This is a genomic window from Pseudomonas sp. v388 (assembly GCF_003935425.1).
GTDB lineage: Bacteria > Pseudomonadota > Gammaproteobacteria > Pseudomonadales > Pseudomonadaceae > Aquipseudomonas.
Map to the genome: position 1 here is coordinate 283818 of NZ_RHQN01000007.1, position 13497 is coordinate 297314.

Here is a 13497-nt window from a genome sequence, read left to right on the forward strand (position 1 = left end):
GCAAGGGTGATTTTATGAGTTCTGGCCTGCAAGGCTCACTGATGGTCGATGTCGCCGGTACCTGGCTGACCGCCGAAGACCGTCAATTTCTGCGCCAGCCCGAAGTGGGCGGCCTGATCATTTTTGCTCGTAATATCGAACATCCTCGCCAGGTGCGGGAGCTGAGCGCTTCGATTCGCGCCATTCGCCCGGACCTGCTGTTGGCGGTGGATCAGGAAGGTGGTCGCGTGCAGCGTCTGCGCCAGGGTTTCGTCCGGTTGCCGGCGATGCGTGCAATTGCCGCCTGCCCGAATGCCGAGCTGCTGGCCGAGCATTGCGGCTGGCTGATGGCAACCGAAGTACTGGCGGTCGGGCTTGACCTGAGCTTTGCGCCGGTGCTGGATCTGGATCATGAACGCAGCGCCGTGGTTGGCACCCGCGCCTTCGAAGGCGATCCGGAGCGGGCCGCGCAATTGGCGGGTGCATTCATTCGCGGGATGAACATGGCGGGAATGGCTGCCACCGGCAAACACTTTCCGGGGCACGGTTGGGCCGAGGCGGATTCGCACGTGGCGATTCCCACCGATGAGCGCAGCCTTGATGAGATCCGCGCCCATGATCTGGTGCCGTTCGCGCGCCTGAGCGCCCAGCTGGCAGCGGTCATGCCGGCCCACGTTATCTATCCCAAGGTTGATCCCCAGCCGGCCGGCTTCTCGCGTCGCTGGTTGCAGGACATCCTGCGCACCGAGTTGCAATTCGATGGCGTTATCTTCAGCGATGACCTGTCCATGGCCGGCGCCCATGTGGTGGGCGACGCCGCCAGCCGCATCGAGGCGGCACTGTCGGCAGGTTGCGATATGGGCCTGGTGTGCAACGACCGGGGTGCCGCCGAACTGGCGCTTGGCGCCGCGCAACGCCTGAAGGTCAAGCCGTCGGCGCGCATCGCCCGCATGCGCGGCCAGGCTCACGCCTGCGTCGAGTACCGCCAGCAACCGCGCTGGCTGGCGGCACTGGCGGCACTGCGCAGCGCGCAACTGATCGGCTGACGTGGACGTTGGCCAGCGGGTATTGGCTCACAGCATGCGCTTGAGCGTGTTGTCCTTGCGCACCAGGTGATGCCAGAGCGCGGCCACTACATGCAGGCCGATGACGTAATAAAAGATCGAAGCCAGCAGCTTGTGCAGATCCTCGAAGTATTCCGCAGTGCGGCCTGATGTCGGCAAGGGCCAGGGGATCTGCAGTGTGGTCAGGGGAATAGGCAGTGCGCCTTTCTCCACCATCACGGTAAGCACGCCAAGCACCGGCTGAACGAACAGAAACGCATACAGGGCGTAGTGGGAGAGTGTAGCGGCCAGGCGCAGTGCGCCTTCCAGCGGCGGCAGGATATCCGGCGGTGGATGACGTCGCCGCTCGGCGACACGAAAGAACGCCATCAGCAGGATCAGGATGCCTACCCAAAAGTGACTCTGTACCACCAGTAGCCGGTATTCCGAGCCGCGGCTGAATTGGGTACGGCTGAGAATCAACGTGTATGCAAGAACGACCAGCAGCGCCATCGCCCAGTGGAACCAGCGGGCCTTGGCCGTGTAGCGAAGTGAAACCGGTGCATCCACAGTCATGCTCCTTGTCGCCGGCGGGCGGAGTAGCGGCGCGAGTATCGGTTTACTGACGCGATACCCGCCATGACTGGCTTTAAGCAAAGCTCATGCCCGACTGTCGGTATCAGCGTCAGCTGATGCACCCGTCTGATTATGTTAGGGGTGAGCGGCCTGCAGCAGCTTGGCTTGCTCAAGATGGGCTTCGAGCTTGGGCAGGGTTTTCCTTGCGTAGTCCTGTAAATCCGGCACGTCGTTGTTCTCGCTTTGTTCGCGGAACAGTTCGACGGCTTCTTCATGGGCGTCAACCTGGTTATTGGCATACGCCTTGTCGAACGATCCCTCTCGATATTCGAGAATCAGTTTCTTGACCCGATCGGTGATGGCCGCATCATCGGAAGGCGGAAGTTTGAGCTTGTCGGCCAGTTCCATCAGTTCCTGATTGGCGGCCCGGTGGTCGTCGATCATCATCTGGGCGAACTTCTTCACGTCAGCCGATTGGCTTTTTTGTACGGCAAGCTCGCCATTCTGGATCTCTGCCAGGCCGCTGGCAGAAGCGTCTTCGACGAATGCCCTGGGGGATGCCGCAAAGGCTTGGCCGGCCGCCATGCCGACGACCAATGCCAGTGCGCTGGAGCGCAGTACGCGGGTGAACTGTTTCATGGTTCGCAATCTCCATCAGGTCGGTTGAATGAGTGTGCCGTGGGGTGTCAGGGTCATTTCAACGGGTAGCTGAACCGCCCGCCTGCCTGTTCGCAGTCGATTCGCGCCTGGGCTTGTTCCTGCACCTGGTAATACCAGGTGATGCGCTGTGCGTCGTCCGGGACCTGCACGGTGTTGGCTCCAGGTTCACGACTGGCGGAGCGCTCATTGGCGAGCGTTTCTGGAGTCAGGGTGGCGCTGCACGACGCCATGGCGCCCGAAGGGCAGCTCTGCACCTTGCGTTTTTCGGTGGGTGCGGTGCTCTTGTCCTCATTGCTGCACGACCAGTCGATGGCGCCTGTCGGCATCCCCTTGTATTCGTAACAGATATGCGTCTGCACCACGGGTACCTCAGGGCTGGCCGGCCGTGTGGTTACCTCGCAGGCTTCGCCGAACGCCAGGCCGCAGACCAGGCAGCTGGCCACGGGGATGCAGAACTTGAGGCTCATGGTGGTTATCTCTCACGGCTCTTGATTAGTCGGAATCGGGCGGCCGGGGCGAAGTTCCGGCGCACATGACGAACGGCGGTGCGGGTGGCCGGACGCGTCTGGCGTGGGCAGCGCATGGAACCTGTGCGCGCGGCAGGCTTCATATGACGTGAACCATGATCGAGGAGCGAGACTTGACCAGTGCCAACACGCCTGTCGGCGATATCAAACCGGTATCGGCGAGCATTTCGATGAATGTGCTGACCATGAATATGCATATGGGCTTTGGCATCTTCAATCGGCGCTTCATTCTGCCAGAGCTGCGCGAAGCGGTGCGCAGCGTATCGGCCGACGTTGTGTTCCTCCAGGAAGTGCACGGCGAGCACCAGAGCCATGCCGCTCGGGTGAAGGACTGGCCGACGATTTCCCAGTACGAATTCCTGGCCGACAGCATGTGGAGCGATTTCGCTTATGGACGCAATGCGGTGTATCCGGAAGGCGACCATGGCAACGCGTTGCTGTCCAAGTACCCGATCCTGCGTCACGAGAACCTGGACATTTCCATCCATGGCACCGAGGAGCGCGGCTTGTTGCACTGCGTGCTCGACGTGCCGCACTTCGGTGAAGTGCATGCCGTCTGTGTCCATCTGGGCCTGATGGAGAGCCACCGCCGGGCCCAGCTCAAGTTGCTGGCCGAGCTGATGGCCCGCCTGCCGGAGGGCGCACCGGTCATTGTGGCCGGCGACTTCAACGACTGGCGCCTGCGGGCCGATGCGCTGCTGCAGGGTACCGGCCTGCACGAAGTCTTCGTGCAGCGTTTCGGCGCGCCGGCCAAGAGCTTTCCGGCGCGCTGGCCGTTGCTGCGGCTCGACCGCATCTATGTGCGCAATGCCACAACCCATCGGCCGAAAGTGCTGTCCAATCGTCCGTGGTCCCATCTTTCCGATCATGCACCGCTGGCGGTGGAGGTGACCTTATGACTCAGGAGACAGTCAGGCAGGGCAAATGGATCGACGGCAACTCCGTCGAATTGCTGATCAACGGCGAGGATTTCTATACCCGCGTATTCGAGTGCATTCGCGCCGCACGCAAGCAGGTGCTGGTCGAGACGTTCATCATTTTCGAGGACCGCATCGGCGTCGAGCTTCAGCAGGCGCTGATCCAGGCCGCCAACAATGGCGCGCAGGTGGTGGTCACCGTGGATGACTACGGCACTTCCGACCTCAGCTCGGCGTTCGTGCGCGCCATGCTCGATGTGGGCATCCAGATCCAGCTGTTCGACCCGCGTCCCCGGTTCATGGGCATGCGTACCAACCTGTTTCGTCGCCTGCATCGCAAAGTGGTGGTGATCGATGGAGAGCTGGGCTTCATCGGCGGGATCAACTACAGCGTCGACCACATGACCGACAGCGGCCTGACCGCCAAGCAGGACTATGCCGTGCTGGTGCGGGGGCCGATCATTGCCAGCATCCACCGCAGCGCCTTGCATATGCTCAGTGAAGGGGTGCGTGGCAAGCTGACGTCGATCCCGCTCAAGCTCGACCGTGCCGGCAGCGCCCGCATGTTGTTGGCCGAACGTGACAACACCGAACACACCACCGACATCGAAGAGCATTACCTGGATGCGATTCGCAAGGCCAACCAGCGCATCACCCTGGCCAACGCGTATTTCTTTCCCAGCTATCGTTTTCTGCGCGAACTGCGCAACGCGGCGCGACGCGGGGTCAAGGTCACGCTGATTCTCCAGGGCCAGCCGGACATGCCGTTCGTGCGCGTCTGCTCGCGCCTGACCTACACCTATCTGTTGCGCGACGGGGTGGTGATCCACGAGTACAAACAGCGTGCCCTGCACGGCAAGGTGGCGCTGATCGATCACGAATGGTCGACAGTGGGGTCCAGCAACCTCGATCCGCTCAGTCTGGCCCTGAACCTGGAAGCCAACCTGTTCATTCGCGACCGCGAGCTGAACCAGCACCTGCACGAGCATCTGCGCGATCTGGCCGCCGCCCACAGTACCCAGATCAGCCTCAAGGGTGCGGCACGAGGTCAATGGTGGCGAGCGCCGATGATATTCCTGTGCTTTCACTTTCTGCGCCACTTTCCGGCCATCGCCGGACTGTTTCCGGTCCACGGCATGCGGCTCAAGCCGGTCCGTGCCGGAGATGTGGTGCCCGAGGCCAGTGTCATTGAAGAACAGCAGCAAGCCAGCCGGGAAATGCCGGATCAGGAGAAGACGTTATGACCCAGGCAGCCGATGCATCCGCCGGACATCCACAGAGCAGCAAGTGGAAATGGGCCAAGCGGGCCTTCAACGCGTTTTTCTTCATTGCGGTACCGGTGCTCCTGTTTCTGCTGGTGAAGAACCTGGACTGGAAAGAAGTCAGCCATGCGTTGCAGTCGTACAAGGCTAGTACCTTGCTGATTGCCGGGGCGATTGCCTGTGCCAGTTACCTGACCTATTGCGGTTTCGACATCCTGGCGCGCTATTACACGCGTCATAAACTGTCGATCAAGCAGATCGTGCCGGTGACCTTTGTCTGCTATGCCTTCAACCTCAACCTGAGTTCCTGGGTAGGCGGCATCGCGCTGCGTTACCGCCTGTATTCGCGGCTGGGCCTGGATGTGCCGACCATTACCCGGATTCTGAGCCTGAGCCTGATCACCAACTGGCTGGGCTGGATGTTCCTGGCAGGTATCGTCTTTTCGTTGCGCTTTCTGGAATTGCCGGAACAGTGGGCAATCGGCACCACCTCGCTGCAGCTGATCGGCTTTGCATTGCTGGCGGTCTGCACGGCGTATCTGGTGGCGTGTCGCTTTTCCACGCGGCGCTCATGGACGATCCGCGGTCAGGAGATCGTGCTCCCTTCGCTCAAGCAGGCATTGATGCAGGCCGGGCTGGGGGCGCTGAACTGGTCCTTGATGGCGCTGGTGATCTACACGCTATTGCCAAAAGAGGCGTTCTATCCGGCGGTGCTGGGCGTGTTGTTGATCAGCAGCATTGCCGGTGTCATCACCCATATTCCGGCGGGGCTGGGCGTTCTGGAGACCGTGTTCATCACCTTGCTGTCGCACCAGTTTTCCAAGGGCAGCATGCTCGCGGCCCTGATCGGTTATCGGGCCGTCTACTTCCTGCTGCCGTTGCTGGTTGCGGTGGTGGTCTACCTGGTGCTGGAAAAGCGCGCCAAGAAGATGGGGCAGCAGAACCAGGAGCGTAGCGCCGGTAAAGCCGGCGCTCCGCACGGAACCTCCTGACCGCCTTCTGCGCCGTGCGCTCGCGGGGTCAGCGCTGCTGATCCTGTCGGGCGAAGGTTTTCACCGCGTTCACCGCCTCGCGGGTGCCATCGCTGATCTGCACGATGACCGATCCGGCGCGGTCTGCCAGTTCGACCCCCTTGGCGGCATTGCTGCGAGTGTTGTCCATGCTCTCGATGGCCTGGCGCGTCTCGTTCTGAATCACCCCGATCATCTCGGAAATCTCTGCGGTCGAACGGCTGGTGCGTCCGGCCAGCTGACGAACTTCATCGGCCACCACGGCGAATCCGCGACCCTGTTCACCGGCACGCGCCGCCTCGATAGCGGCATTGAGCGCCAGCAGGTTGGTCTGGTCGGCAATGCTGCGAATCGTATTGACGATGGCGGTGATCTGCTCCGAACGCTCGCCCAGTTGCGCGATCATCCGTGACGACTCTTCGATGTTGATCGAAATCTGCCGCATCTCCGCCGCGGCCTGCTGAATCACTTCGGTACCTTGGGCGGTGATGTCCTGGGTCTGAACGGAGATGTGATACGCCTGCGCGGCGCTGCTCGCGTCCTGTTCGTGTTGCTCGACCCTGGCGGTGATGTCCGAGGCGAACTTGATGATCTTCCACAGTTTTCCGTCGGCGTCGTAGACCGGGTTGTAACTGGCTTCCAGCCACAGCGTCCGACCCTGGCGGTTGACGCGTCGGAACTGGCCGCTGAAAAACTCGCCAGCGTTGAGTCGGCGCCAGAAGTCAGCATATTCGCGGCTGCTGACCAGATCGCTGGGGCACAGCATCCGATGGTGCTTGCCGAGCAGTTCTGCTTCGCTGTAGCCCACCAGGCCGGTCAGATTGCTGTTGGCGCGCAGAATGTGGCCTTGCAGGTCGAACTCGATGACACCCATGGCGCGGTCGATGGCTTGCAGCTTGTTCTGGGCTTCGCTCTCTGCCTGAACCTTGTCAGTCACGTCCAGCGCGTACTTGATGACCCGCACCGGACGGCCCGAACTGTCCTTGACCGGGTTGTAGCTGGCTTCCAGCCAGACGGTGCGGCCGTCGCCGGCGATCCTGCGAAAGGTCTGCGCAACGTACTCGCCGGCCCGCAGCCGTGCCCACAGGCGAGTGTACTCACTGCCGCGCACGTAGTCGTCGGGGCAGAACATCTTGTGCTCCTTGCCCACCACGGCCTCACGGGTGTAGCGCATGGTGGCGAGGAAGTTGTCGTTGGCGTCGAGGACCCTGCCATCGAGATCGAACTCGATGGTTGCCATGGAACGATCGATGGCTGTCAGTAGCCAGGCCTGGGTTTCGATGACATGTTGCAGCGTGGAAAGCTCTTTCTTGGAATTGAAGAACACGGAGGTGGCCTGGCTTGTAAGGTCTGGAAACGGTTTCGGTCCCTGGTCTTGATCTCTTCTGGAGGTCATGCCCGTCATGAGCAGTGATGGCACTATATGTACATCTACGCTGCATTTGTATAACCGCTGTACAAAAAATACCGTTAACAATGAATAGTCCTGCGCAAGCCATCCGGATGAGTGTCTTTTGGCGCTTCACGATGGTCGGGTCACCTCATTTTGAAGGGGCGACGCGCGCCGTTCGCTGAGCGGCATGGCTTGCCCGCCGTTGCGTTCCGACGTGCTGCAGCGCTCGATCCGGCAGTTCTTCGGTCCGGGCATCTATCCTCCAGACTGGAAGGTCGAAATGCGAACCGAAGTAGCCCGGGGATTTATGGGGAGTTGCACTCTCATTGCCAGGCGTGACAGGCGCGCGTGCATCAGGTTTTTTGGAGTGCCGGGTGTCTTCGCGGGCTTTCGATCCTGTACAAAAACAGTCACTGATTACTGTCATAGCGGTGCAGCCATGCCCATTCGCGCTTGCAGATTCGCTTCGTGGGCGACCTGCAGCGCACCGGTGCCCGATGGACGAGGATCTATTCATGAATCTGCTCACCAGAAGCAACCCCAAGGGGCGCGATATCGTGGCGCTGCCGGCGGGCCTGCTGACTTACGTCGGCTTTGCCGCCTATCGTCTCGAAGCGGGGGAGCGGCTGCCGCTGGATGCGGCGGACCGGGAACTGTGTGTCGTGTTACTCACCGGCCACGCCAGCGTCACTGGCGAAGCGCTCGGGCAAGGCGCGTTCGGCTGGGAGAATATCGGCGACCGCCATTCGGTCTTCGAGGACGCTTCGCCGTTCGCCATGTACCTGCCGCCTCACAGCCAGGCGCACCTGACGGCCCTGGGCCCGGCCCATGTGGCCGTGTGCTCGGCGCCGGGCGACAGCGCCAAACCGGTCCCGGCTCGATTGCTCACGCCGGACAGCATGAAGCGCAGCGTGCGCGGCACTGGCGCCTGCACCCGCTATGTCTGTGAAATACTGCCGGACACCGAGCTGGCGCACTCGCTGCTGGTGGTGGAGGTGCGCACGCCTTCCGGACACTGCTCCAGCTACCCGCCGCACAAGCACGACCTGGATAACCTGCCGGACGAAAGCTTTCTGGAAAAGTCCTGCTATCACCAGGTCAATCCACCCCAAGGGTTCGTTTTCCAGCGGGTCTACACTGAGGACCGCAGTCTGGATCAGGCCATGGCCGTGGAAAATCACGACCTGGTCGCCGTGCCCAGAGGGTATCACCCGGTGTGCGTGCCCTATGGCTACGAAGCGTGCTGTCTCAATGTCATGGCTGGCCCCACCCGTGGCCGGCAAGCCCGCGATGATTCGCAGCACAGTTGGCTGATGGATCTGTAAGCGGCCGCTGGCGGGCAATGCCAGCGGCGGCAAGGTCGTGCTGCGCGCTATCATGGGCACCCTGCGGCGGCGTGCGACGCGTGGGTAAACGATCAGGAGCAGCTATGAGAATCGGACTGGTGGGATATGGCAAGGGTGGGCGTTACTTTCATGCCACTCTGATTTCGGGGCTGGCGGGTACCAGCTTTGCGGGCGTCGTCACGCGCTCGCCGCAGCGCAGGCAAGAAGTCGCCGCCGACCATCCCGGCGTGGCGACGTTCGACTCGCTGGCCGACCTGGCTGCGGCCGGTGTGGACGTGGTGGCGATCTCCACGCCACTGGCCTCGCGCCGGGCCTTGATCCTAGAAGCGATCGGCCTGGGTATCGGGGTGGTCAGTGACAAGCCTTTCGCGCAAAGCGCTGCCCAGGCTCGAGAGCTGGTGGATGCCGCCGAGCGTGGCGGGGTGATGCTCAGCGTGTTCCAGAATCGACGCTGGGATTCGGACTTCCTGACCATTCGCAAGCTGCTCGATGAACAGACGCTGGGCCCCATCACTCGATTCGAATCCAGCATCGAGCGCTTCTCGCCTTCGTCGGTCGGCAAGGCCAGCGGCGGCGGTGTGCTGCGTGATCTGGGCAGTCATCTGGTGGATCAGGCGCTGGTGTTGTTCGGGCCGGTCAAAAGGGTCTATGCCGAGCTGCAATACGCGGCTGCCGACCCGTTGCTGGATCACACCTTCTTCCTGGCCTTGACCCATGCCGGCGGTGTTGTGTCGCATCTGTCCGGCAGCTGTCTGCAGAACACCCCCAAGCCGAGGTTCCGGGTCAGCGGTTCATTGGGCTGCTACAGCGTCGAAGGGCTTGACGGTCAGGAAGCCGCCGCCATGGCCGGGCTGACGCCCCGCAGTGAAGGCGAGCGCTGGGGCGTCGAGGCCGAAGAGCGCTGGGGCTGGATCGAACAGGGCGAACATCGTGTGCGAGTGCCTTCCGAGCGTGGTCGCTGGCAGGAGTTCTATCGTCTGCTGCGCCTGGCGGTCGATGGACAGGGGCGCAACCCGGTCGATCCGTATGAAGCCGTGGCCGGGGCCATCGTCATGGACGCCGCACGCACCAGCGCCGAGCAAGGGCGAGTGGTGGAACTCTAGAAAGGCCGCCGAGGGCGGCATTCGCCGGGCGGTCGCGGCCGGCCGGCGCTGGAACCGAACCGCCCCGGCCGGGTCATAAACTCTTCAAACCCGTTGTCCAGGCGCGATCCAGACCGCTTACGCAGCGCCGGCACCGTAATTGTTATGGAAAAACCCCTCAATTAGGTTGCCGAGCGACAAAGCCGGCCTTAGACTGCCGCCCCTCGTAAATTGAGTGCCAGGTGGCGCTTGGAAATGATGGCGCTTTTACGGCAACGTTGAGCCGCTCCTCAATGCACGTTTTTTTATAGAGAAATCAATGACAAAGGAAAAGTTGCTGGCCATGCCGGCCGATGACTACATGAATGCTGAGCAGCATGCTTTCTTCGTCGAGCTGTTGCAGGCCATGAAGGTCGAAATCCACGAGCGTATCGAGCAAAGTCGTATTGCCATCGAAAGCCTGGATACGCCTGCAGACCCTGCCGATGCAGCTTCGGTAGAAGAAGAGCGTCACTGGTTGGTCAATGTGATCGACCGTGACCAGCGCATGCTGCCGCAGCTTGAAATGGCCTTGTCGCGGATTGCGGATGACACCTTTGGCTGGTGTGACGACAGCGGCGAGCCTATCGGCCTCAAGCGCCTGCTGATCAGTCCGACCACCAAGTACTGCATCGAAGCGCAAGAGCGTCACGAGCAGATCGACAAGCACCAGCGCCAGGCCTGATCTTCAGCGCCACGCCTGAGTGACCCGACCGGGAGGCAAGCAATTGCCTCCCGGTTTCGTTGTGCCTGAAATTCGGCCACCGGCCACCCTCGACCCGTGCGACCGCCACATGGCCCACTCTTACTATTGGAATGAATGGCTATTCCCAGGTGATAAAAGATTAAAGTCACTAACTTCCGAAGAAATTTCACTAACGGGATACGGGTTGTCGCGCTAGTTTGTAGGATGAATCTGAATAGTTACCCGTCGCTTGACTGTCAACTCGTGCTGAGCAAGATCGTTAATTAACTGTATCAAAAAGTTATCCGGATACGGTGGATTATCAATCTTTCTATGGACGCACGTGTTATGCAAAAGACAAGGAATGTTCTGCAGGTTCGACCGCTCGGTACAGTGGCCGGGCAGCCGGTAACGGTACGGGCGGGGCTGTTCTTCGACGGGACGGCCAACAACAGGGTCAACAGTCGGATCGGCGCCGAATGTCAGGCGATGATGGAAGTCAATGCCGGTAGGCATACTGCCCAGTGCGCGGGACGGCATCTGGAGTCGGGCAGTAGTTACAGTAATGAGCTGAGTAATATTGCCTGGCTGGTCGAACTTTATCGTCACCAGAGTCTGGCGCAGGACGATGGGCAAGGTTTGAAAGTCCATTGGCCGATTTATATCAGTGGCGCGGGTACAACTTCTGGTGGGCGCGATTCATTATGGCCGGGACAGAGTTTCGGGCGCGGGCTGACGGGTGTCGTTGCCAAGGTCGAGCGGGCCTTCACCAAGCTTGAATCGCGTTTGAAGCGGTTCGCCCAGGACAACCCCGGCTGCGTGATCCAGGCGCTGGAACTGGATGTGTTCGGCTTCAGCCGGGGAGCGGCCTCGGCGCGGCATTTCGTCAACGAGATACTCAAACAGAGCAAGGGGGCGCTGGAGCCGATTCTGAGCAGCCGCCGGGTGCCGCGCAGCAGGTGTTTTGCCTGGCACAACGACAGCGTCAAGGTCAGGTTCGTCGGGCTGTTCGATACGGTCGCGGCAGTCGGCAGCTTCAAGGATCTGGGAAACATCAGCGACGCCTCCAACGTCCGGGTCAACTTGTATCTCCCCCAAGGCTGTGCCGAGCATGTGGTGCATCTGGTGGCCCGCGACGAGGCGCGGCGCAACTTCGCACTCAACAGTATCGCCCCGGTCTGGTCCCGGGAGATCGTGCTGCCCGGAGCCCACGCCGACATCGGCGGCGGTTATCCGGTGCAGATGCTTGAGCAAGTGCTGCTGACCCGCCCGCGCGTCAGCCTGGTGTATCGCGACAGTCCATGCGAGGCCAGTCAGGCCTGGCTCAACAGCCTGGCGGACCTACAGCATATGGACGCCGAGCGCTGGATGCTCGACCCAGGCGACACGCAGGCCTCGTTGCGGGTGGAATGCTGCGAGTCCATCGGACGCGGGCGAAGCAGCAGGCTGGGGGCCAAGACCGTCGCGGCGGCGGTGTGTCTACGGCGGCAGGTGTACGGGCACCTGTCGCGGGTCCATCTGCGAGTCATGCACGATCTGGCGTGCCAGGCGGGCGTGCCGTTGCTGCCTATTCCCAATCGGCCGCAGTTCACTCTGCCCTCGGAGCTGCGAAGCATCGCGGGAAAGCTCATGTATTACGCCCGTGGCGGGCCTTATACGCTGGATGAACATGAAGAGCGCATCCTGCGCTGGCGCTACATCCACCGTTCCGCGCACTGGGGCGGGACACTGGGCAGCATCGGTACCCTCAGTGACGCGGTCTTCGTGCACGCCCCGGCACCGGGCGGTCGGGTTCGTCATCCCAATGTCGGACAGCCCGGTTATCCCCAATGAGGGTGTTATTTATGAAGCAGGACGTTGAGTTCGTCGACGATGGGTGCCCAGTCTGCATCTTCACGCAGTTCTTCCTTGAGGAAGCGCGATTGCTGGGGCGTCCAGAACTCCGCGTCGATCAGTTTCACATCGTCGGGCAGCGAATGGCTGGCAACGAACGCATCGATACTGGCTTGATCGGAATCCAGTCCCAGTTGCGCAAAAAGGTCAGCCAGGCTACGTGCTTGCAGTTCCATATCATCTCCTCGGCGGACGCCGTTGTTTCATCAGGTGTACTGCATCGGAGTGGTGATCGGGAACAAGAGTTCGACCGTCGTGCGCCGCGGCCTGCCACAATCTTTTTCTGCCCCGGTGGTAAGTGGTAATGTGCAGGTGTCCCTGGCAACACTTTACTATCGCTTCCCGCACGCCTGTGTCCGGGTGTTTCCGGTGCGCCGCGCTGCGTGCGGTCCGCGTCAGTAGTTTGCGCCATGGCCTGTATCCGTTGGACCCCGCTAGCCGGTAGAATCCCGCCTCAGCCTGTACAGGCCGCGGCGCAAGGCCCGGCGCCTGCGGTACGGCGCTCGATGTTTTCAGCCGTGTTACACGGCGGCATAGGATGCAGCAATCTTCTTGACTGCCTGGCGGGTCCAGGCAGGTATTTTTCATGTTTGAGGGTTTGTACCTTGGCAGTAAGTAACCTGGATACCCATGCGTTGTTCGTGCTCGGAGATCTCCGCGCACAATTGGTCAAACACTTCCAGTCGCGGTTCGTCTACATCACCGAGCAATCGGCCGAAGGCATCTACATCGCTGAAATCGACACCGAGACCGCGATGGTGGTGGATGACAAACCGAGTCTCGAACTCAAGGTCGGCGATCACTTCCGTGCATCGGTACTGGCCAGCCGAGAAGGCGGCAAGTTCGAAATCAAGTTTCGCGACATCAAGCTGGCAGTCTACGGGTTGGGCGACTATGCCCACGTGACGACCCCTGAAGGCCAGGGCATCGTTTTCAAGGAAGGTCACTCGGTGGTCATGGTCTTTGCGGCCAGGGAGCAGTTGCTGGCCGGCATGAGCAAGACGCTCAAGACAGCCGTCGGCAAGGCCGCCAAATGGCGCAAGGGCGAACTGACGTTCAAGGCCAGCGAGTAAGCCGGCCCGGTC

General features: G+C 61.3%; 14 protein-coding genes and 1 pseudogene. 9 read left to right on the forward strand and 6 right to left on the reverse strand.

Annotated elements, in window-relative coordinates:
• Positions 1–26 precede the first annotated feature (26 nt).
• Positions 27–1025, forward strand: coding sequence for a beta-N-acetylhexosaminidase (nagZ, locus tag EGJ27_RS18105; RefSeq protein ID WP_177523057.1), 999 nt, complete (start codon positions 27–29; stop codon positions 1023–1025).
• 27 nt (positions 1026–1052) lie between these two features.
• On the opposite strand, the gene EGJ27_RS18110 is transcribed toward nagZ, so the two are convergent.
• From EGJ27_RS18110 to EGJ27_RS18120, 3 genes are all read right to left on the reverse strand, one after another.
• On the reverse strand, positions 1053–1592 hold the full coding sequence (locus EGJ27_RS18110; protein WP_125832111.1) for a cytochrome b: 540 nt from the start codon (positions 1590–1592) through the stop codon (positions 1053–1055).
• 141 nt (positions 1593–1733) lie between these two features.
• Positions 1734–2237 carry a DUF4142 domain-containing protein gene (locus EGJ27_RS18115; RefSeq protein ID WP_125832112.1) on the reverse strand — a complete coding sequence of 168 codons (504 nt, stop codon included), beginning with the start codon at positions 2235–2237 and terminating at the stop codon, positions 1734–1736.
• A gap of 53 nt (positions 2238–2290) precedes the next feature.
• Entirely contained in the window at positions 2291–2725 is a 435-nt protein-coding gene (locus EGJ27_RS18120) for a hypothetical protein (RefSeq protein ID WP_125832113.1), read from the reverse strand.
• A gap of 173 nt (positions 2726–2898) precedes the next feature.
• On the opposite strand from EGJ27_RS18120, the gene EGJ27_RS18125 reads away from it, so the two are divergent.
• Genes EGJ27_RS18125 through EGJ27_RS18135 form a run of 3 tightly spaced genes read left to right on the forward strand, consistent with a single transcriptional unit; the run spans position 2899 to position 5956 of the window.
• Positions 2899–3684 (forward strand): endonuclease/exonuclease/phosphatase family protein, encoded by a 786-nt coding sequence (locus EGJ27_RS18125; RefSeq protein WP_177523054.1) that lies wholly within the window; start codon positions 2899–2901, stop codon positions 3682–3684.
• Positions 3681–4946, forward strand: a complete 1266-nt coding sequence (clsB, locus tag EGJ27_RS18130; RefSeq protein WP_125832114.1) for a cardiolipin synthase ClsB — start codon at positions 3681–3683, stop codon at positions 4944–4946. The genes EGJ27_RS18125 and clsB overlap by 4 nt, the downstream gene beginning before the upstream one ends.
• Positions 4943–5956: a lysylphosphatidylglycerol synthase domain-containing protein gene (locus EGJ27_RS18135; RefSeq protein ID WP_125832115.1), complete on the forward strand. Its 1014-nt coding sequence runs from the start codon at positions 4943–4945 to the stop codon at positions 5954–5956. The genes clsB and EGJ27_RS18135 overlap by 4 nt, the downstream gene beginning before the upstream one ends.
• 28 nt (positions 5957–5984) lie before the next feature.
• On the opposite strand, the gene EGJ27_RS25350 is transcribed toward EGJ27_RS18135, so the two are convergent.
• Together EGJ27_RS25350 and EGJ27_RS25355 are read right to left on the reverse strand one after the other, a co-directional pair.
• Complete coding sequence (locus EGJ27_RS25350) at positions 5985–6443, reverse strand: methyl-accepting chemotaxis protein (protein WP_371920866.1); 459 nt, start codon at positions 6441–6443, stop codon at positions 5985–5987.
• 87 nt (positions 6444–6530) lie between these two features.
• Positions 6531–7379: pseudogene (locus tag EGJ27_RS25355) on the reverse strand (PAS domain-containing protein); the annotation flags it as partial.
• A gap of 503 nt (positions 7380–7882) precedes the next feature.
• Here EGJ27_RS25355 and iolB point away from each other — a divergent pair.
• From iolB to EGJ27_RS18160, 4 genes are all read left to right on the forward strand, one after another.
• Positions 7883–8692: a 5-deoxy-glucuronate isomerase gene (gene iolB / locus EGJ27_RS18145; protein WP_125832116.1), complete on the forward strand. Its 810-nt coding sequence runs from the start codon at positions 7883–7885 to the stop codon at positions 8690–8692.
• Positions 8693–8796: 104 nt separating this feature from the next.
• Entirely contained in the window at positions 8797–9816 is a 1020-nt protein-coding gene (locus EGJ27_RS18150) for a Gfo/Idh/MocA family oxidoreductase (protein WP_125832117.1), read from the forward strand.
• Between the two features lie 298 nt (positions 9817–10114).
• Positions 10115–10519, forward strand: coding sequence for a TraR/DksA C4-type zinc finger protein (locus EGJ27_RS18155; RefSeq protein ID WP_025259414.1), 405 nt, complete (start codon positions 10115–10117; stop codon positions 10517–10519).
• Between the two features lie 348 nt (positions 10520–10867).
• Positions 10868–12352, forward strand: coding sequence for a DUF2235 domain-containing protein (locus tag EGJ27_RS18160; protein WP_125832118.1), 1485 nt, complete (start codon positions 10868–10870; stop codon positions 12350–12352).
• A 5-nt stretch (positions 12353–12357) separates the two neighbouring features.
• Here the strand turns inward: EGJ27_RS18160 and EGJ27_RS18165 are convergent, their stop codons facing one another.
• On the reverse strand, positions 12358–12588 hold the full coding sequence (locus tag EGJ27_RS18165) for a DUF2789 domain-containing protein (protein ID WP_125832119.1): 231 nt from the start codon (positions 12586–12588) through the stop codon (positions 12358–12360).
• Between the two features lie 429 nt (positions 12589–13017).
• Here EGJ27_RS18165 and EGJ27_RS18170 point away from each other — a divergent pair, with 429 nt between their 5' ends.
• Positions 13018–13485, forward strand: a complete 468-nt coding sequence (locus EGJ27_RS18170) for a hypothetical protein (RefSeq protein ID WP_125832120.1) — start codon at positions 13018–13020, stop codon at positions 13483–13485.
• Positions 13486–13497 lie beyond the last annotated feature (12 nt).

What these genes read in the sequence shown, in the direction of transcription:
- EGJ27_RS18115 (WP_125832112.1), bottom strand. Translation starts at nt 2,237, where the DNA reads ATGAAACAGTTCACCCGCGTACTGCGCTCCAGCGCACTGGCATTGGTC.
- EGJ27_RS18120 (WP_125832113.1), bottom strand. Translation starts at nt 2,725, where the DNA reads ATGAGCCTCAAGTTCTGCATCCCCGTGGCCAGCTGCCTGGTCTGCGGC.
- clsB (WP_125832114.1), top strand. Translation starts at nt 3,681, where the DNA reads ATGACTCAGGAGACAGTCAGGCAGGGCAAATGGATCGACGGCAACTCC.
- EGJ27_RS18135 (WP_125832115.1), top strand. Translation starts at nt 4,943, where the DNA reads ATGACCCAGGCAGCCGATGCATCCGCCGGACATCCACAGAGCAGCAAG.
- iolB (WP_125832116.1), top strand. Translation starts at nt 7,883, where the DNA reads ATGAATCTGCTCACCAGAAGCAACCCCAAGGGGCGCGATATCGTGGCG.
- EGJ27_RS18150 (WP_125832117.1), top strand. Translation starts at nt 8,797, where the DNA reads ATGAGAATCGGACTGGTGGGATATGGCAAGGGTGGGCGTTACTTTCAT.
- EGJ27_RS18155 (WP_025259414.1), top strand. Translation starts at nt 10,115, where the DNA reads ATGACAAAGGAAAAGTTGCTGGCCATGCCGGCCGATGACTACATGAAT.
- EGJ27_RS18160 (WP_125832118.1), top strand. Translation starts at nt 10,868, where the DNA reads ATGCAAAAGACAAGGAATGTTCTGCAGGTTCGACCGCTCGGTACAGTG.
- EGJ27_RS18165 (WP_125832119.1), bottom strand. Translation starts at nt 12,588, where the DNA reads ATGGAACTGCAAGCACGTAGCCTGGCTGACCTTTTTGCGCAACTGGGA.